Source organism: Blautia marasmi (genome assembly GCF_900258535.1).
Lineage (GTDB): Bacteria > Bacillota > Clostridia > Lachnospirales > Lachnospiraceae > Blautia > Blautia hominis.
In genome coordinates this window covers 686,491-705,093 of record NZ_OIWX01000001.1, presented here as the reverse complement: position 1 = coordinate 705,093, position 18,603 = coordinate 686,491, and the positions used below count along the sequence as shown (strand labels likewise).

Below are 18,603 nucleotides of genomic sequence, written 5' to 3'. Positions count from 1 at the left end.
GAAGGAGAAGAGATGAGAGAGCTGTTATCATTATTCTGGGTATTTGCCCGGATGGGTGCCGTTACTTTTGGGGGCGGTTATGCCATGCTTCCTATTATACAGCGGGAAGTGGTGGAAAAACGGGGATGGGCATCGGAGGAGGAGATTATGGATTATTATGCCATAGGCCAGTGCACGCCCGGGATCATTGCGGTCAATACGTCCACATTTATCGGATATAAGAGAAAAGGCGTGCCGGGAGGGATTGCGGCGACGCTTGGATTTGTATTTCCATCCCTTGTGATCATTACGGTTATCGCGGCGTTTCTGCGGAATTTTTCCAATATTGCTTTTGTGCGCCACGCATTTAACGGGATTCGGGCCTGCGTCTGTGCATTGATCCTGGATGCAGTGCTGAAACTGGGAAAGAGATCCGTAGTTGATCTGAAATGCCTGGCAATCTGCGCCGGGGTGCTTTTGTTGTCCATGTTTACTCCGGTATCTCCGGCAGTCCTTGTAGTGGGGGCAGGTGTGCTGGGGATTTTGCTGCGGCAGGGAATGAGAAGGGCAGGTGAGAGGGTATGATACTGCTCAGACTGTTCTATGAGTTTGCCAAGACCGGGCTTTTTGCTGTGGGAGGAGGGCTTGCCACACTGCCCTTTTTGTATGCCATGTCAGAGAAGACGGGATGGTTTACCTATCAGGATGTGGCAGATATGATCGCTGTCTCTGAATCCACTCCCGGAGCCATGGGGGTAAATATGTCCACGTATGTGGGATTTACCACCGCGGGAGTGCCGGGGGCTGTTTTAGGGTCTTTGGGATTAATATTCCCGTCAATTGTGATTATCATAGTAATAAGTAAAGTGCTCCAGAAATTCAAGGATTCCAGGATGGTGCAGGATGCTTTCTATGGCCTGCGTCCCGCATCCACGGGACTCATTGCGTCGGCAGGGCTTGGGGTTGCAGGGACTGCGCTTTTGAATGTGGAGGTTTATGCTGCAGGGGGGGACCTAGGGCAGATCTTGAGAGTTCCGCCCATTCTTCTGGCTGCTGCAGTGTTTCTGGCAATGAGAAGGTGGAAGCTTCACCCTGCTGCTTACATTGGGATAGCGGCTGCTGCCGGGATATTGTTTCAATTATGATACGTGGTGTCCGGTCAGCAGAGAAATACGGGCAGGACGCAGCGTTAGATGGTGTATAAAGGGGAGGATTTGTATGGCTTTTTTTGAAAAACCGCTGACCGGAAAAGAAATTTTTTCTATTCCGAATATCATGGGATACTTCCGGATCCTTTTGATTCCGGTGTATGTACTTCTGTATTATCACGCGGAGTCGGTGAGGGAGTATTACATAGCCGCTGTGCTGGTGGGGATCTCCGGGATCACGGATATGCTGGACGGCAAAGTGGCGAGGCATTTTAACATGATCACAGAGCTTGGCAAAGCGTTGGATCCGGTGGCGGACAAGCTGACTTTGGGGGCTATGATCCTCTGCCTGGCTTTCCGGTATGAAAACATGCGCTGGCTGGTGGGATTGTTTGTCCTGAAAGAGGGATTTATGGGGATTATGGGGCTTCTCCTGTCCCATTACCGGGGCAGGAAGCTGGATGGGGCTAAATGGTATGGAAAGGTCTGTACTGCATTTTCTTATGTGGTAATGTTCGTGCTGTTTTTCTTCCTGCGGCTGCCGCTCTCTCTGGTAAATGGCCTGATCGTATGCTGCGGCGTCCTCATGGCCGTGACCTGGGTGCTGTATGTACCGGTGTTTGTGAAGATGTGGAAAGAAAAATAACTGGCTTATTGAAAATATTTAAATTTTTTGATAAAATATTTATATGTAGTTTTTGATAAGTGTTATCTCCCGCCTCTGTAGGCGGAGAGGTAAGCTGCACCCGTACTCTGTGTAATTACCGGGCATGGATTGAAACATATAAAGGGATAGGTCAGTTATGAAAGTAAGTATAAAAGATATCAGTGAACGCACAGGATTCTCGCCTGCTACGGTTTCCAATGCACTGAACCACAAAAAAGGGGTCAATGCAGATACGGCAGCCGAGATTTTCCGTGTGGCGAAAGAGATGGGGTACATCAGTGAATCGCGTATCGGAAAAATCAAATTCGTTATCTTCAAAAGAAATGGTTTGATTCTGGATGATACGCCTTTTTTTTCACTTCTGATCGACGGGATCGAAAAAGAGTGCCGGGCTTCCGGCATGGAGATGGTGCTGTGTCATCTGAATTATGAGGATGAGGACTATGAGGAGCAGGTGAATTGGCTGATCCATGATAATTCCTCAGCGGTGATCATGCTGGGCACAGAACTGATGGAGGAGGATGTGGCTCTGTATAAGAATGCATCCTGCCCGTTTCTGATGCTGGATTACTGGAGCTGGGATATGAGCTTTAACGGTGTATTGATCAACAATGCGGATTCTGCCCGTATGGCAACAGAATATCTCCTGAGAAAAGGCCACAGGAAAATAGGGTATCTGAGAGGGGAATTCAGGATCAAAGCTTTTCGTTCCCGGGCAGTGGGATATGCCACTGCTCTGAATAAGTGCGGAATCGTACCGGAAAAGAAATATACGGTTACACTGTCCACCACCATCAATGGAGCCTATGAGGACATGAGGACATATCTTGAGACAAAACCGGAGCTCCCCACCGCTTTTTTTGCGGATAATGATATGGTTGCCCTTGGGGCGATCAGGGCTCTGCAGGAAAAGGGATATGAGGTGCCCGGAGATATTTCCGTGGTGGGATTTGATGACCTGCCATTCTGTGAGATCGCCAATCCGCCTTTGACCACACTCCGTGTTCCGAAACAGGAGATGGGGCGGGTGGCAGTCAGAAGGATCCTGGAAGTGCTCAACGGAACTGATAAGATTAAAACAAAGACCCAGGTCTGCACTATTTTTGTGGAGCGGGACAGTGTAAAGGATTTGAAAGGCAGAAACGGCGGTGACGGCAATGAAGGTTAAGTCAAAAGAAGTGGCGGAGGCCCTGGGTGTGTCCACTGCTACGGTGTCCCTTGCCATCAACGGAAAACCGGGGGTAAATGAGGAGACAAGAAAGCGGATCCTGGAATACATCAGCGGACAGCAGGGGAAAGATGTGACGAAAGGCACCTTTGTGAAACTGATCATTTTTGAAAACTCTCCCCGGGTGTTGTCCGGGGGGATGGGGTCCTTTTTCAGGATCACTTATGTGGAGAGCGTGGAGCGTCTCCAGAAGGATAGATTGGAAGTCCGGCTTGTCTATGCGTACGGCAACGAGGAGCTGAAAGAGGCTCTGTTGAAAAGCAATTCGGACGGCACAAGGGGGATACTGCTGCGGGCAGATGAATTCGGGAAAAACGATTACGAGCTGCTTTCTTTGTGCAGGATCCCCATTGTCATGAGTGACTGCGATCCCAGGGAGTCTGACTGGAATACTGTGAATTTTAATAACCGGCAGGCTGTTTTTAAAGGGATGGATTATCTGAAAGCACATGGATGCAGAAGGATCGTCTATTTTCAAAATAAGGAGACTATCTACAATTTCCGGGCAAGGAGAGAAGCCTTTTGGGAATATCTGTGCAGGGACCCGGAGATTGAGGGGAGTTTTTGGGAGACGGGAAATGAGAGGGAAGAGATCGAGGAGAGGGCAGCAAAATACATGAAGAGCTGTGAGGTACTGCCGGACGCGGTATTTCTTGAGAATTTTCTGGTATCCGTGGGGACGGCCCAGTCACTGATGAAACTGGGAATATCCGTGCCGGATGAGATTTCCCTATTGGGTATTGACGCCATTCCGGATACGGTACTTTTACCTTATAAACTGACTCATTTTGAAGTGCCTCATAAAAAGAGAAGCGTGCTGATGGCAGAACTTCTGCTGGAGTTAATGGGCCGGGGGGATGAGGGGTATGGACGCGTTGTTCTGGTGAATGAAAAAATGGTGGTGGGGAATAGTGTGAAAATGTAAAGGATCATGCGGGGAAAGTGAAGGGCGGCCGGGATACTATGCCGTAGATGTATGCCTTTAGGTGTACACTATAATCTGCTTGGCCGTGGTACACTTTCTTACGGTCAGCGCAGTGAATGCGCAGACTTACTGAATAGTTACCATGAAATAACGAAAGGCCCCCGTAGGAGCCCTCCGGACCATGGGCTTCTCAAGTTAAAATAAGTCTTAGGGGTGTTTCTGAAACAGAAGATTATTTACCTTTTCAGTGATCCAGATTTCATTATCCATTATCTCCAGCAAATATCCGTCTGTCACTTCTTTGGCAAATCTGCTCATGATATCATCAAATTCCAATGCGGTTTCAATTTTCTTAGGAAAACGGATGGAGGTTTCAAAGCCATCCGCCAGGGATAAACCGGCCTCTTTGCCGATTTCCTGCCATTCCTGTTTCGTGTAAAATTTTATGTGTCCGTCTTTTTTCATCTGCATGTAAGCATCCACAAATCCATCCGTATCATTATCGTTGGGGGCCGGGTCGGACAAAAAGAATCTTCCGCCGGGTTTCAGCACTCTGCTGATCTCTGCAAAGGTATCCCGGATGGCGGGAAAATGGTGCAGCGCATATCTTGTGATGACCAAATCAAACTGCTCATTCTCAAAAGGAAGCTCCATTCCGTTGTAGCTGATAAAATGAAGGTTTTTCAAGCCATCAGATGCGGCTCGCTCCCGGTTCTTCTCCAATGCTTTTTCAACAATATCCAGGCCGGTGACCTGTGCATCCGGGTATTTTTCCGCAACGGGGAAGGAAAGATACCCGGTTCCGGTTCCTAAATCCAGTATTTTCATTCCGGCTGTTACCTGTATGGCGTTTATTATCTGCATAAGATGTGTGGCGTCCTGGGTCTGCCTGTTATAAAGGGTTCCTGATTCAAAACTTTCTTCAAAACATCTCTTTGTTTTCTCAATACTATCAAATGTCTGTTGGGGCATTATCCGTCCTCCCTGGTTTTCCTGTTTATTTTTTTATAGTTGCTTCTGTGTGGATTTTTGCTTGCAAAAGGGTGAAGGCGCTGAAACGTTACGGTCAGTCTATCACAAATCCGGTTCCTTATCTATAGGAAAGTACCATATAGGCTGGATACAAGATATGAATTGTTACTGTACACAGGCCACTATACCGGGAGGCGTTTTCATGCTGAAAGCATGAAAATCCCGAGGCAGCCAGCGCGATATGGGGCAGAATGCTCCATATCTGTGCATCGCGAAGCGTGTTACTGGACACGGAGTGTACAGTAACTATAAATTCTGTACATTTATGTTTATATAAAATAATTTAAGATTTATATAAAACACTTCTTGAATTTATTTATATAAAGATTTATGTAAAACTTTATCTAAACACTCGAAAACAGGTGGAAAGGTAGGTGCATAACGTAAATATATGTGCAAAATACATAAAAATCACATATAATTATTATGAAAATGAGCAAAAAGCAAAAAGACACTTGAAAATTATATAAACAAATGCTAAAATAAATTTAAATCAAGAGCGAAAAAGTTTAAATAAACGACGTCGATATTTAAATGAAAGCAAAAACGATTTAAACAATCTGTTTAAAAATTCAGGGAGGATTCAAAATGAAAATTAAAAAAGTAATGGCATTGGCAATGGCATCTGCAATGGTTATGTCTATGGCGCTTTCAGGATGCGGAAGTGACGACGGTTCCGAGAGTAAAGAGAGCAGCAGTTCAGGAGGAGATTCCAAGAGCGGGTCTACAGAGGTTACATTCTGGACACTGAATACCAGGCAGAATGCCGTGGACCCTATTGTGGAAGAGTTCAACAAAGCCAATGAAGATGTTAAAGTAACCGTTTCCTATTATGATACGGACGGGATCAAAGATGCCTGCAAAGTTGCTGCTTCCTCCAAGACCATGCCGAATATGTGGTTCAACTGGGGCGGGAGCCTGGGCGGCTTCTACGCAGAGAATGGCCTTACTTATGACCTGACACAGTACGCCGAGGAAAATAAATGGAGCGAGAAATTCACACAGACTTCCATGGACCTCTGTACCTTAGATGGAAAGCTTTGCGGTTATCCTACAAGCTATAATGTTCTGGGAATTTACTATAGAAAAGATATTTTCGAGCAGTACGGCATAGAAGTACCGACCACGTTTGAAGATTTTGAAGCAGCCTGTGCAACTTTAAAAGAAAACGGCATCACACCTATTTCCACCGCAGGTCTCAACGGCTGGCACACCATGCGTTTTGTGGAACTTCTCATTGAACATTACGCAGGTTCAGAACTTCATGACAAGATGAATACATTTGAAGAGAGCTATGACAACGATGCAGTGGTACAGGCTTTGGCAAAATATCAGGAGTTCTGTGATAAAGGTTACTTCCCGGATGGATTCCTGACCCAGGACCCTAATGATACCTTGATCGGTATGGCCAATGGCCAGTGCGCTATGGATATCCAGGGCCAGTGGCAGGATGGAAAGATTATTCAGGAAGGCCTTGAAATGGACCAGTACGGCGTGTTTGCATTCCCAAGCGGAGAGACGAACAGGATGTCCGCATTTGCAGAGATGACACAGTTCAATGCGGATAATACGGACGAAGAATTGGAAGCCTGCATGCGCTTTACAGATTACTATTACAATAAAGAAAATACAGAAAAGTATGCGGAATATTATAACCTTCCTCTCCCTGTAGTAGGCGCAGAAATGCCGGAAGGACAGCCAAATGTACCTGTACTGTTAGAGACATCCGAGAAAAACGGCATCTTTACCATCACAGACCAGGCATTCCCCACAGAGGTAGCTGACGTGTTGTTCAATGCCCAGGATGCTATCGCCAATGGTCAGATGACACCGGAAGACGGAGCAAAGAGTATCCAGGAGGCAATCGAGGCTTACAATAACAAATAACTATAATAAGAGGACTTTTCCTACGGTCAGCGGAGGAGTTGAGGCGCTCCTCCGCTTTCCAAAAACCACTGTGCTGACCAAACAGATTGGAGTGAAACCATGAAAAAAAAGAAAAACTATACCAGGACAGATAAAGCCGCGTATTTTTTCCTGCTCCCGGCGGCGGTCATCTATTTATCCGTGATTGTGGCACCTGTGTGCTATTCCTTCTTCATCAGCCTGTTTAAATGGAACGGTATTGGCGAGAAACAGTTTGTGGGCTTATCAAATTACATAAATCTCTTTAAAGGCGACAAAATCTTTCACACGGCAATCATCAACAACCTGATCTGGATTGTTTTGACTATATTTGTGACTATGACAATTGCACTGCTTTTTGCGGTGATACTGAGCAAGCAGTTTAAAGGACGTACATTTTTCAGGGGCTTTTTCTATTTTCCGTGTGTCATCGCACCCATTGCGGTGGCTATCATCTGGAGATGGATCTACAACCCCAATATTGGCTTTATCAATGAATTTTTCAAAGCACTGGGAATCAACTTCTCCCAGGGATGGATATCTGACCCCAATGTCAGTCTCTACGCAGTGTTCGCGGCAGCTTTGTGGCAGGCCATCGGACAGCCGATGATCTTGTTTCTGGCGGGCCTGCAGGCCATTTCCCCTGATGTTCTGGAGGCAGCCACCATTGACGGCGCCAACGGGATTGAGCAGTTTTTCCTGATCAAAGTACCGCTTCTAAAAGATACCTTTGTCATTGTGATCGCCACACTGATCGTGGCAGCTATGAAGGTTTACGATGTGGTACAAGGTCTTACGGGAGGCGGGCCAAACAATGCCACCCAGATGCTTTCCACCTACATGTATTCACAGGTATTCCAGTATAACAATGTGGGATACGGAACAGCAGTTGCCTGTATTATGGTACTTATGATGATGGTAGTTATCATTCCGTATGTATCCTTTACAGCAAAAGAAGATTAGCGGGGAGGGATTATCGTGGAAGGAAAAACAAAGAAGATCACAAAAAAAGCAGTATTGTATATTGTCCTGATCATCCTGGCGCTTATCTGGGTGGTACCTATGTTTACGCTGGTGGCAACTGCGATCAAAAGCAAATCTGATTTTTACAGCGGTGCAGGCCTGTTCAGTATGCCGGCACAGGTGGCCTGGGACAATTTTGTCAATGCCATTACCAAAGGACGGCTGTTCACTTATATGAAGAACGACCTGATCGTATCCGGCCTGAAAGTGCCGCTGGGGATCTTTATTGAGGCTCTGGCAGCCTTTGCGCTCACCAGACTGGAGATCAGGCATAAAACGGGAACTTTTATCTTCTTCCTCATTGGAATGATGCTGCCGATGCAGACAGCACTGGTACCTATTAATGTGATCTACAGCAAACTGGGACTTCTGAACTCTTATTTCGGACTGTTCTATGTGTATGTAGGTTTTGGTATCTCCTTCGGTATCCTGATCCTGCGGGGCTTTTTTAACGGCATCCCCAGAGAACTGGATGAAGCGGCATACATAGACGGATGTAACAAATGGCAGTTATTCTATAAGATCATCTTCCCGGTTGCCAAACCTGCTGTGGCGACTCTGATCATCACAGACTTTTTGTCCACCTGGAATGAATATCTGCTGGCAAGTGTTATCATCAATGATAATATGAAGAAAACGGTTCCGGTAGGCATCATGACATTTGTAGGCGAGCATGGAACAGATTACGGATATCTGTGTGCAGGCGTATTGATTTCCGTTATCCCGGTGCTGATCGTGTATCTGATATTCCAGAGACACTTTGTGGAAGGTATGGCAGGCGCGGTAAAAGCCTGATAAAAAATAGACTTGGAGGTAGAGTATGGAGAACGGCAGATATAAAAAACAAGTGGAAAAATGGGATGTCTTTGAGGTGGAGTTTCAGGGACCGGCAGAGGGTAATCCATTCACAGATTATGAAGTGACAGGAACCTTTGAGAGCAAAAGCGAGTGTACAAGAGCGGACGGCTTTTACGACGGAAACGGTATCTATAAGGTGAGGTTCATGCCTTCTTTTGAAGGGGAGTATACCTTTAAGATCAGTGCCGGATTTTTGGACGCAGACCTGGAGGGGAGCTTTACGGCAACAGCTCCGGGCAGGGATAATCACGGTCCTGTGAGAGTGGCAAATACCTATCATTTTGCATACGAGGACGGTACGCCTTATTACTCCATAGGAACAACCTGTTATGTGTGGGACCTGCAGTCGGATGCATTGATCAAGAAGACTCTAAAGACATTAAAAGAGAGTGCTTTTAACAAGATCAGGTTCTGCGTTTTCCCAAAACACTATGACTATAACTTAGGTGAGCCACGTTCCTATCCCTATGAGGGGACCCCTATGGATTCCGGTGTGCTTACAAAGGAAAATTTCCAGGAGTACACAGGCAGAAGTGAAGGGAATGACTGGGATCTTACCAGATTCAACACAGAACATTTCAGGCATATGGAAGGATGTATTGAGGCTTTGAGAGACCTGGGGATCGAGGCAGATCTGATCGTGATGCATCCTTATGACCGCTGGGGATTTTCCTGTATGGAGCCAGTGGAAGATGACAGGTACTGGAAATATGTGATCGCCCGGTTTGCAGCATACAGAAATATCTGGTGGTCCCTGGCAAATGAATTTGATCTGTTCGAGGAAAAGAAAGTGGAGGATTGGGAGCGGTATGCAAAGATCATCTGCGAAAAAGACCCTTACCGCCATCTGCGTTCTATCCACAACTGCAGAAATTTCTATGACCACAATCGTCCGTGGATCACACATTGCAGCATTCAGAGGCAAGATCTGTACAAATCCTCAGAACTGGTAAATGAGTGGCGGGAAAAATACAGAAAACCTGTAGTGCTGGACGAGATCGCCTATGAAGGAAATATCCAGCACGGCTGGGGCAACATAAGCGGTGAGGAGATGCTGCGCAGATTCTGGGAGGCAGCCGTAAGAGGCGGATACCCGGGACATGGAGAGACCTACATGCATCCCCAGGATATCCTCTGGTGGTCACACGGCGGTGAACTGCACGGGGAAAGCCACAAGCGGTTCGGATTTCTTCTGGATGTCATGAAGGAGACACCGGGCATTGGACTTATGCCTTATGAAAAATGCGGCTGGGACGAAGTATGTGCCGTGCCGGAGGAGAGCACATCCCAGATCAAGCCGGTAAAAGACTACTATCTGTTTTATTACAGCTTTATGCGTCCGTCCTTCAGAGATTTCTACTTTGATGATGAGACAGAGTTTGAAGTACGCGTGCTGGACACCTGGAACATGACAGCAGAGAAGAAAGGTGTTTATAAAGGAAGATTCAGGATAGAACTGCCGGGCAGACAGTACATGGCAGTGCAGATCAAAAGATGCGTGTGACGGTCAGCGCTGTAAATGTGCAGGTTACTGTTCACAGTATACGAAAAAGGTAGCTCTTTGCACAGTAACGCGCTTCGCGATGCACAGATATGGAGCATTCTGCCCCATATCGCGCTGGCTAACTCGGGATTTTGCTGCGCATCGCGCAGCATCCCTTTGGGAAAACGCCTCCCGCTACAGTGGCCAGTGAACAGTAACATGTGCAGAGCTGCTGAGTTGCCGTTAGATAAATTAAGAGTGTTTTGGAGGTGAGACGGTGAAAGTAAATATAAGGACAATATCAGAATACACAGGATTTTCTCCGGCTACCGTATCCAATGCGCTGAACCATAAAAAAGGTGTGAACAAGGACACTGCATCGGAAATCCTCCGGGCAGCCAAGGAACTGGGCTACATTGGAGAGATGGGAATCACGAAAATAAAGCTGGTCATTTATAAGGATAAAGGTCTGATTGTGGATGACAACCCCTTCTTTTCCCTGGTTGTGGATGGATTTGAGAAGGAGTGCAGGGAAGCAGGATATGAGATGGCACTCTGCTACCTTGACAGGCAGACCGAGGACTATAAAAGACAGGTGGAAAATCTCTGTCTGGACCGGGCCTCAGCCATTGTACTTCTGGGTACAGAGCTGACGGATGAGGAGGCGGCTGTGTTCCGGGGATTGAAGGTGCCCTTCCTGGTGCTGGATTACTGGAACCATGACATGTCATTTGACGGGGTTTTTATCAACAATGCGGACGCAGCCAGAATGGCAGGGGAATATCTGATCCAGAAGGGACATACCAAAATCGGATATCTGAGAGGCAGTTACCGGATCAAGGCATTCGGCTCCAGGGCTTCCGGGTTTCAGATCGCGCTTAATAAGCACAACCTGAGACTGGAGAACAAGTATATTGTGACCATTGGTGTTACCATGGAGGCTGCCCATCAGGATATGCTGCGGTATCTGGCAGGAAAACCGGAACTTCCCACCGCGTTTTTCGCGGACAATGACAATTTGGCGCTGGGGGCCATGAAGGCTCTGCAGGAATCCGGTTACCGGGTGCCCAAGGATGTCTCCATCATAGGATTTGACGACCTGCCGTTTTGTGAGATCGCAGTCCCCAGGCTGACCAGCCTGCGGGTGCCCAAGCAGGAAATGGGAAGGCTGGCAGTGCGCCGCATCGTGGAGATGATGCAGGAGAGAAGTAAGGCTAAGACAAAGATTCAGATTTGTACGGAATTTATAGAGAGGGACAGTGTCCTGGAAAGAAAGCAGGGTGTGTGAGTTTGGATAAAATAAAATTAGGGTTTGCCCCAACACGCAGGAGTATTTTCAGTGCTCCGGATGCGATCAAGTATGCGGATCTGACAAGGGAAAGGCTCCGTGAACTGGATGTTGCATTTGCGGATATCAAGGATATCAATGAGGAAGGCCTCCTTTATAACGAGGCGGACAGAATAAAAATAGCGGAAAGATTTAAGGCGGAGAAGGTGGACGGCCTCTTCTTCCCCCACGGCAATTTCGGTACAGAGTATGAGGTTGCAAGACTGGCAAAAGAGCTGGATGTTCCGGTGCTTTTGTGGGGACCGAGGGACGAGCGCCCGGACGAAAAAGGCGTCCGTCTCCGTGACAGCCAGTGCGGACTTTTTGCCACCGGAAAGGTCTTGAGAAGATTCCGGGTGCCGTTTACCTACATGACAAACTGCAGGCTTACGGACCCGGAGTTTGAGCGGGGAATCAGGGATTTCCAGGCAGTGTGCAATGTGGTGAAGGTGTTCCGAAGTATAAGGATCCTGCAAATCGGCCCCCGCCCCTTTGATTTCTGGAGTACCATGTGCAATGAGGGGGAACTGCTGGAACGGTTCAACATCCAGCTTTCCCCAATCCCCATTCCCGAATTGACAAAAGAGATGAAAAAGGTGAAGGAAGAGGGCACAGAGGTGGCAAAGATCATGGCATACTGTCATGACAATATGTGCATTAAAATCAAAGAAAATGAGCTGGAAAATGTGGCCGCGCTCAAGGCTGCCATGAAGAATCTGGCAGAAAAATACGGCTGTAATGCCATTGCCATCCAGTGCTGGAATGCCCTTCAAGGTGAGATCGGGATCATGCCCTGTGCAGCCAATTCCCTGCTGAATGAGGAGGGGATCCCTGTGGTCTGTGAGACCGATATCCACGGCGCGATCACCTCACTTTTGGCGGAAGCTGCGGGCATGGACCAGGCCAGGACCTTCTTTGCGGACTGGACAGTGAGACATCCGGACAATGAAAACGGAGAGCTTTTGCAGCACTGCGGCCCATGGCCCATCTCCGTGGCAAAGGAAAAACCGTCCATCGGCTATCCTCTGGCCTTTGACCATCCGGGAGCCATAGAAGCGGAGGCAAAACACGGGGATATGACACTCTGCCGTTTTGACGGGGACAACGGGGAATACTCCCTGCTCCTGGGAAACGCAAAAGGAGTGGAAGGACCCTATACAAAAGGCACTTATGTGTGGGTTGAGGTGGAAAACCTGAAACGCCTGGAGGCCAAGCTGGTGGAAGGGCCATACATCCATCACTGTGTGGGCATTCATAAGGATGTGGTGCCGGTGCTCTACGAGGCGTGCAAGTATATAGGTGTAAAACCGGATTTGTATGATCCGATCGAGGAACAGGTTAAGGCATATTTGAGAGGTGAATGAGATGGAAAATCTGAAAGCGAAAGTGTTTGATCTGCGCAAAGACACGGTTGATATTATCATGGCCGGAAAGGGAGGGCATATCGGAGGAGATATGAGCGTTATGGAAATCCTGACAGCCCTTTACTTCCGTGTTATGAATGTTTCACCCCAAAACGCGGATGACCCGGACAGGGACCGTTTTGTCCTCAGTAAGGGACATTCCATGGAGGCTTATTACGCGGTGCTGTGTGCAAAGGGATTTCTGGATTTGGATGATGTAAAAGAAAAATTCTCAAAATTCGGTTCCTCTTACATCGGACATCCGAACAATAAACTTCCGGGTATTGAAATGAATTCCGGTTCTCTTGGTCACGGCCTTCCCGTGTGTGTGGGAATGGCTCTGGCCGGAAAAATGAATAAAAAAGAGTACAGAGTGTACACCGTCATGGGGGACGGTGAGCTGGCAGAAGGCTCTGTGTGGGAAGGCGCCATGGCTGCCAGCCAGTATCATCTGGACAATCTCTGTGCCGTGGTGGACAGAAACAGGCTGCAGATATCCGGTTGTACGGAGGATGTGATGGGGCATGATGACCTGGCAGAGCGCTTTTCTTCTTTTGGGTGGCAGGTCATAAACGTCAGTGGGAATGACATGGATGCACTTTTGCAGGCCTTTTCCCAGGCGGCAGAGACAAAAGGAAGACCAAGTGTCATCATTGCCAATACCACAAAGGGTTTTGGTTCCCCTGTTATGGAAAACAAGGCAAACTGGCATCACAAAGTGCCCACACAGGAGGAATATAACCAGATCATCAGCGATTTCGCTGCAAAAAAGGAGGCTGCCCTTCATGAATAAAATAGCAAATAAGCAGGAAATCTGCCGGGTATTAATGGAGAATGCAAAGACAGACAAGGACATTGTAGTGCTGTGCAGCGACTCCAGGGGATCCGCGTCTATGACACCCTTTGCGGATACTTATCCGGAACAGTTTGTTGAGGTGGGAATTGCGGAACAGAATCTTGTCAGTATTTCCGCAGGCCTGGCAAAATGCGGGAAGAAAGCCTATGCAGTATCCCCGGCCTGTTTTTTATCCACCAGAAGCTATGAGCAGGCAAAAGTGGATGTGGCATATTCCAATACCAATGTAAAGCTGATAGGCATCAGCGGCGGCATCAGTTACGGTGCCCTCGGCATGAGCCACCACTCTGCACAGGATATTGCAGCTATGGCGGCAGTTCCCAATATGAGGGTATACATACCCAGTGACAGAAATCAGACCAGGTGCCTGACAGAGGCCCTGCTTGGGGATGAAAAACCGGCCTATATCCGCGTGGGAAGAAACGCGGTGGAGGATGTATACGAAGAGGGAAACTGTCCTTTTGAAATGGATAAGGCCACTGTGGTGAAAGAGGGAAAAGACTTGGCGGTGGTGGCGTGCGGAGAGATGGTGAAGCCGGCTCTTGACGCAGCAGATATCCTGGAAAAAGAGGGGATCAGGGCCGCTGTACTGGATATGTACTGTGTAAAACCCTTTGACAAAGATACCCTGATGCAGATCGTATCCGGTGTGAAAGCTGTTATCACAGTGGAAGAACACGCCCCCTTCGGCGGTCTTGGCAGTATGGTAAGCCAGACTGTGGGAAGTGAGTGTCCGAAAAAAGTTGTGAACCTGTCCCTGCCGGATGCAGCCGTAATCACGGGAACGTCCAAAGAAGTCTTTGACTACTACGGATTAAATGCGGAAGGAATAGCCAAAAAAGCCAGGGAGTTGGTTTGATATGGAGAGATATATACTGGGAATCGACCAGAGTACCCAGGGGACAAAAGCACTGCTTTTTGATAGCCAGGGAGCACTCCTTGCCCGTGCGGACCTGCCTCACAGACAGATCATTGACAGCAAAGGATGGGTGGAGCACGATCCGGAGGAGATATACAGAAATACCATCCGGTCTGTAAAGAATGTGGTGAAGAAGGCCGGCATAGATAAGGAACGGATAACCGGTGTGGGCATCAGCAACCAGAGGGAAACGGCCCTTGCATGGACAAGAGACGGCAGGCCTGTATATAACGCTGTGGTCTGGCAGTGTGCAAGGGGCAGGGATATCTGCGACAGGCTTGCAGACCGGGCGGATATGATAAGAGAGCGGACCGGCCTGAATCTTTCCCCTTATTTTTCAGCGGCCAAGATTGCCTGGATCCTGGAACATGCGGAAGGTGCCGGGCAGGCGGCCAGGGAGGGAAATCTGTGTTATGGGACCATGGACAGTTTTCTTGTATACCGACTCACCGGCGGTCAACATTACCGGACGGATTACTCCAATGCCTCACGGACCCAGCTTTTCAATATCAGGACACTTGCCTGGGATGAGGATATCTGCAATGTCTTTGGGATTCCGGCAGAAAACCTGCCAAAGGTTACAGACTCAGGCGGGTATTATGGAGAGACGGACTTTGATGGTTTTTTAGAGAGACCGGTACCCATCCACGGGGTGCTGGGGGACTCTCACGGAGCACTTTTCGGGCAGGGATGCCTGGAGGAGGGAATGGTAAAAGCCACTTATGGCACCGGCTCCTCCGTGATGATGAATGTGGGAAGATCACCGGTATTTAGCAGCCACGGATTGGTTTCCTCCCTGGCCTGGGGAATGGACGGGCAGGTAAACTACGTGCTGGAGGGAAATATAAATTATACCGGAGCCGTGATAAGCTGGCTGCAGAATGACCTGGAGATGGTGGAGTCCGCAGCCCGGACGGAATGTCTGGCACGGCAGGCAGTGCCTGAGGACAGCACGTATTTTGTTCCGGCCTTTACCGGTCTTGGGGCTCCGTACTGGGACAGTGCGGCCACAGGAATCCTCTGCGGGATCACCAGGACCACAGGGAAAGCGGAGATCGTGCGGGCAGGGCTTGACTGTATCGCGTATCAGATCACTGACATTTTAAAGGCCATGGAGGAGGATGCGGGGATACCCATCCGGGAACTGAGAGTGGACGGCGGTCCCACAAAAAATACATATCTGATGCAGTTTCAAAGTGACATGGCAGGCATACCGGTACAGGTACCCGAAGCCGAGGAACTGTCCGGGATCGGTGCCGCCTATGCTGCAGGTATTGGTCTTGGCATCTACAAAAAGGAAGAACTTTTTGCGAAAATGAGGAGGACTTCTTTTGAACCGCAGATGGAAAAAAGCCTTGTGGATAAGAAATATTCCGGGTGGAAAAATGCGGTGGAAATGGTGCTGAAAAAGTAAAAGAAACAGAAAGAAACCAGGGCGTATCCCGTTTGCGGATACGCCTTTTTCAATTCCCGGTGTGCGGAAGATCATTTTATTCCTGTGAGCAGCCAGCCAAAGCAAAGCTTGACTTGCCAAATGAGACAATATCCTCTATACTGAATAATATATCTTGTAGATTTTTCCGGGCTGATAAGCATCGGAGAAACAGTCGTTTATGTACGGAAGAAAGCGAGGAGGATTTATGCAGGCGTGTGATGAACTGGAAAACAGCCGGGAGTTTGAGGAAGAGAGAAGGCTGGAGACTACAATACCTGCAATGCTGGAGACCTGCAGACAGCTAAAGGCAGCCAGAGAGCTGGTCAAAGAAAGTCTTATAGAGGAGTTTCATGTGAAAGAAGAATTTGCGGACGTGATTCTGAAGGATTACCGTGTGCCGGAAGAGGAGAACACGGAGAAATGAATACATTCAAAAAACCTATGCTGGAAAAGGCCTGGGTGGTCTGCGGGCTTGCTGTTTTGTGCAATGCACTGTGGGGAAGCGCCTTTCCAAGTATAAAAATAGGTTACCAACTTTTTGAGATACCGGGAGACAGCCCGGCATCCCAGATTTTATTTGCGGGTATGCGTTTCGCACTGGCAGGACTGCTGGCTGTGGTATTTGGAAGTATCCTTGCGAGAAAGGTGCTGGTGCCAAAGAGAAGGTCATGGGGAAACATTGTGAAGCTGTCAATGTTTCAGACGATTTTACAATATGTGTTTTTTTATCTGGGGCTGGCTCATACTACCGGTGTGAAAGGCTCCATTATAACGGCTTCCAATACCTTTTTGAGTATCTTGGTCGCCAGTTTGATCTTCCGTCAGGAAAAGCTGACCGGGAAGAAGATAGCGGCCTGTATAGTGGGATTTGCCGGTGTGGTACTGGTAAATTTAAATGGGGGCGGCATGGGGGCAGGGCTTAAGATAAACGGTGAAGGATTCCTTCTGGTGTCTGTAACTGCCTATGCCTTTGCGTCCAGTCTTCTCAAAATATATTCGAGGGATGAAGACCCTGTGGTTTTAAGCGGATACCAGTTTATGCTTGGCGGACTTGTTATGATGGGATGCGGTTTTGTGCTTGGGGGGCGTATCCATACGGTTTCCTTCCAAGGCGTGGTCATGTTGGTGTATCTGGCGCTTATTTCCTCTGTAGCGTTTTCCGTCTGGGGGATTTTGCTGAAACACCATCCGGTATCCAGGATCGCCATTTTCGGATTCACGAATCCCGTGTTTGGGGTTATCCTGTCCTCTGTTTTCCTGCACGAAAAGAATCAGGCGGAGGGATGGAAGATCGTGACTGCCCTTCTGCTGGTATGCGCAGGCATCTTCCTTTTGAATTACCAGAAAGCGGAGAAAATGGAAGTGCATACAACAGCAAATGGATAGGCAAAAGAAAGAACCGGTGGTCTGATCAGGCACACCTGTGCACAGCGAAGATCCGCTGCTCACAGATGTGCCTGTTGTAACAACAAAAGGTCATCCCCTTATGGATGGTCCCGGTTTTCTTTCCGGTATTGGCGGGCACTTTTCTTGTAGTATTTCCGGAACGCTGCAGAGAAATGCTCCACTGACGAATAACCCAGCTCCTCAGCGATGGAGGAGATGCTGCGGTCTGAATAGGTAAGCAGTATGGAGGCTGCCGACATGCGGGCGTCTCCTTTTTTCTGCAGAAATGTTTTGCCGTATATGTCCTGCATGAGACGTTCGGTCTGCCTGCACCCAAGACCCAGTCTGTCCGCAAGCTGTTCCAGTGTGAGAACAGGATAGTCGTACAGAAAGGATTCCTCAATGATAAAATCCTGGGCTTCTGCCGGTGTTGCGGGCTTGACGTGGTGGCGGGCCTTTTGGCCGCCCTGATAGTTGCGTATCATCTGCACAATAAGCTGCCGCAGCAGGGTCTCCACGTAGACGGTGTAGCCTGTTTTCTGTTCCTTTAACTCCCGGAATAGCTGTTCCAGGGTATTTTTTATCTGGCAGTTGTCCTGTCCGATCCAGAAGGTCTTCTCGGTAAACAGGCGGTCCAGGTCATCGGTTCTTTTTTCACCTGGGGAGGTGCGCCGCAGTCTCAGATAAATGCAGTAGTCCACCATGGGATCACCCTGTACGGATATCTGGGCATGGGCCACATGAGGGCCTGCCAGATAGAGGGTATTGGGGGTGATCTCGTATGTCAGTTCCCCCACTTTTATGTATCCCCTGCCGGATACTACATAGTGGATCTCATAGCTGTTGTCTCCGTGGCTGTGGCTGGGGATGATGCGGTGCAGGTGTTCATATGCGATATTGAGGGTGCGGAACCGGGTGCTGCCAATGGTAAAATTAATATCCAGATTATTGTATTGGATAAACATATTTTCTCTCCTAAGTGAAATCCTATTAACGATTCCTTATGCTATATTCCTATCCGGTTTTACT

General features: G+C 48.3%; 18 protein-coding genes. 16 read left to right on the top strand and 2 right to left on the bottom strand.

Going from position 1 to position 18,603, the window contains the following annotated elements; translation table 11 throughout:
• Positions 1-12: 12 nt before the first annotated feature.
• The 5 genes from C6P39_RS02995 (at position 13) to C6P39_RS02975 (ending at position 3,947) form a co-directional block, all read left to right on the top strand.
• Positions 13-564, top strand: coding sequence for a chromate transporter (locus C6P39_RS02995; RefSeq protein WP_104802772.1), 552 nt, complete (start codon positions 13-15; stop codon positions 562-564).
• A complete protein-coding gene (locus C6P39_RS02990) occupies positions 561-1,124 on the top strand; it encodes a chromate transporter (protein ID WP_104802771.1) in 564 nt (187 codons plus the stop codon). The genes C6P39_RS02995 and C6P39_RS02990 overlap by 4 nt, the downstream gene beginning before the upstream one ends.
• A 73-nt stretch (positions 1,125-1,197) precedes the next feature.
• A complete protein-coding gene (locus C6P39_RS02985; RefSeq protein ID WP_104802770.1) occupies positions 1,198-1,773 on the top strand; it encodes a CDP-alcohol phosphatidyltransferase family protein in 576 nt (191 codons plus the stop codon).
• Between the two features lie 157 nt (positions 1,774-1,930).
• Entirely contained in the window at positions 1,931-2,962 is a 1,032-nt protein-coding gene (locus C6P39_RS02980) for a LacI family DNA-binding transcriptional regulator (RefSeq protein WP_104802769.1), read from the top strand.
• Positions 2,952-3,947, top strand: coding sequence for a LacI family DNA-binding transcriptional regulator (locus C6P39_RS02975; RefSeq protein WP_104802768.1), 996 nt, complete (start codon positions 2,952-2,954; stop codon positions 3,945-3,947). The genes C6P39_RS02980 and C6P39_RS02975 overlap by 11 nt, the downstream gene beginning before the upstream one ends.
• Before the next feature lie 207 nt (positions 3,948-4,154).
• Here the strand turns inward: C6P39_RS02975 and C6P39_RS02970 are convergent, their stop codons facing one another.
• Positions 4,155-4,919 (bottom strand): class I SAM-dependent methyltransferase, encoded by a 765-nt coding sequence (locus tag C6P39_RS02970; protein WP_104802767.1) that lies wholly within the window; start codon positions 4,917-4,919, stop codon positions 4,155-4,157.
• 648 nt (positions 4,920-5,567) lie between these two features.
• Between C6P39_RS02970 and C6P39_RS02965 the strand changes: the two genes are divergently transcribed.
• The 11 genes from C6P39_RS02965 (at position 5,568) to C6P39_RS02915 (ending at position 17,574) form a co-directional block, all read left to right on the top strand.
• Complete coding sequence (locus tag C6P39_RS02965) at positions 5,568-6,866, top strand: ABC transporter substrate-binding protein (protein ID WP_104802766.1); 1,299 nt, start codon at positions 5,568-5,570, stop codon at positions 6,864-6,866.
• 99 nt (positions 6,867-6,965) lie between these two features.
• Positions 6,966-7,847, top strand: a complete 882-nt coding sequence (locus tag C6P39_RS02960) for a carbohydrate ABC transporter permease (protein WP_095173412.1) — start codon at positions 6,966-6,968, stop codon at positions 7,845-7,847.
• 15 nt (positions 7,848-7,862) lie between these two features.
• Complete coding sequence (locus tag C6P39_RS02955; RefSeq protein ID WP_095173413.1) at positions 7,863-8,702, top strand: carbohydrate ABC transporter permease; 840 nt, start codon at positions 7,863-7,865, stop codon at positions 8,700-8,702.
• 25 nt (positions 8,703-8,727) lie between these two features.
• A complete protein-coding gene (locus tag C6P39_RS02950; protein ID WP_104802765.1) occupies positions 8,728-10,269 on the top strand; it encodes a DUF5605 domain-containing protein in 1,542 nt (513 codons plus the stop codon).
• A 256-nt stretch (positions 10,270-10,525) separates the two neighbouring features.
• Positions 10,526-11,536, top strand: a complete 1,011-nt coding sequence (locus C6P39_RS02945) for a LacI family DNA-binding transcriptional regulator (RefSeq protein WP_095173415.1) — start codon at positions 10,526-10,528, stop codon at positions 11,534-11,536.
• A 2-nt stretch (positions 11,537-11,538) separates the two neighbouring features.
• A complete protein-coding gene (locus C6P39_RS02940) occupies positions 11,539-12,939 on the top strand; it encodes an L-fucose/L-arabinose isomerase family protein (RefSeq protein WP_104802764.1) in 1,401 nt (466 codons plus the stop codon).
• A gap of 1 nt (position 12,940) precedes the next feature.
• On the top strand, positions 12,941-13,771 hold the full coding sequence (locus C6P39_RS02935) for a transketolase (protein WP_095173417.1): 831 nt from the start codon (positions 12,941-12,943) through the stop codon (positions 13,769-13,771).
• Positions 13,764-14,693 (top strand): transketolase family protein, encoded by a 930-nt coding sequence (locus C6P39_RS02930; protein ID WP_104802763.1) that lies wholly within the window; start codon positions 13,764-13,766, stop codon positions 14,691-14,693. The genes C6P39_RS02935 and C6P39_RS02930 overlap by 8 nt, the downstream gene beginning before the upstream one ends.
• A gap of 1 nt (position 14,694) precedes the next feature.
• A complete protein-coding gene (locus C6P39_RS02925; protein ID WP_104802762.1) occupies positions 14,695-16,167 on the top strand; it encodes an FGGY-family carbohydrate kinase in 1,473 nt (490 codons plus the stop codon).
• Positions 16,168-16,393: 226 nt separating this feature from the next.
• Positions 16,394-16,612, top strand: coding sequence for a hypothetical protein (locus C6P39_RS02920; RefSeq protein ID WP_104802761.1), 219 nt, complete (start codon positions 16,394-16,396; stop codon positions 16,610-16,612).
• Entirely contained in the window at positions 16,609-17,574 is a 966-nt protein-coding gene (locus C6P39_RS02915; RefSeq protein WP_104802760.1) for a DMT family transporter, read from the top strand. Before C6P39_RS02920 ends, C6P39_RS02915 begins: the two co-directional genes overlap by 4 nt.
• 98 nt (positions 17,575-17,672) lie before the next feature.
• Here the strand turns inward: C6P39_RS02915 and C6P39_RS02910 are convergent, their stop codons facing one another.
• On the bottom strand, positions 17,673-18,539 hold the full coding sequence (locus C6P39_RS02910) for an AraC family transcriptional regulator (RefSeq protein ID WP_104802759.1): 867 nt from the start codon (positions 18,537-18,539) through the stop codon (positions 17,673-17,675).
• Positions 18,540-18,603: the final 64 nt, after the last annotated feature.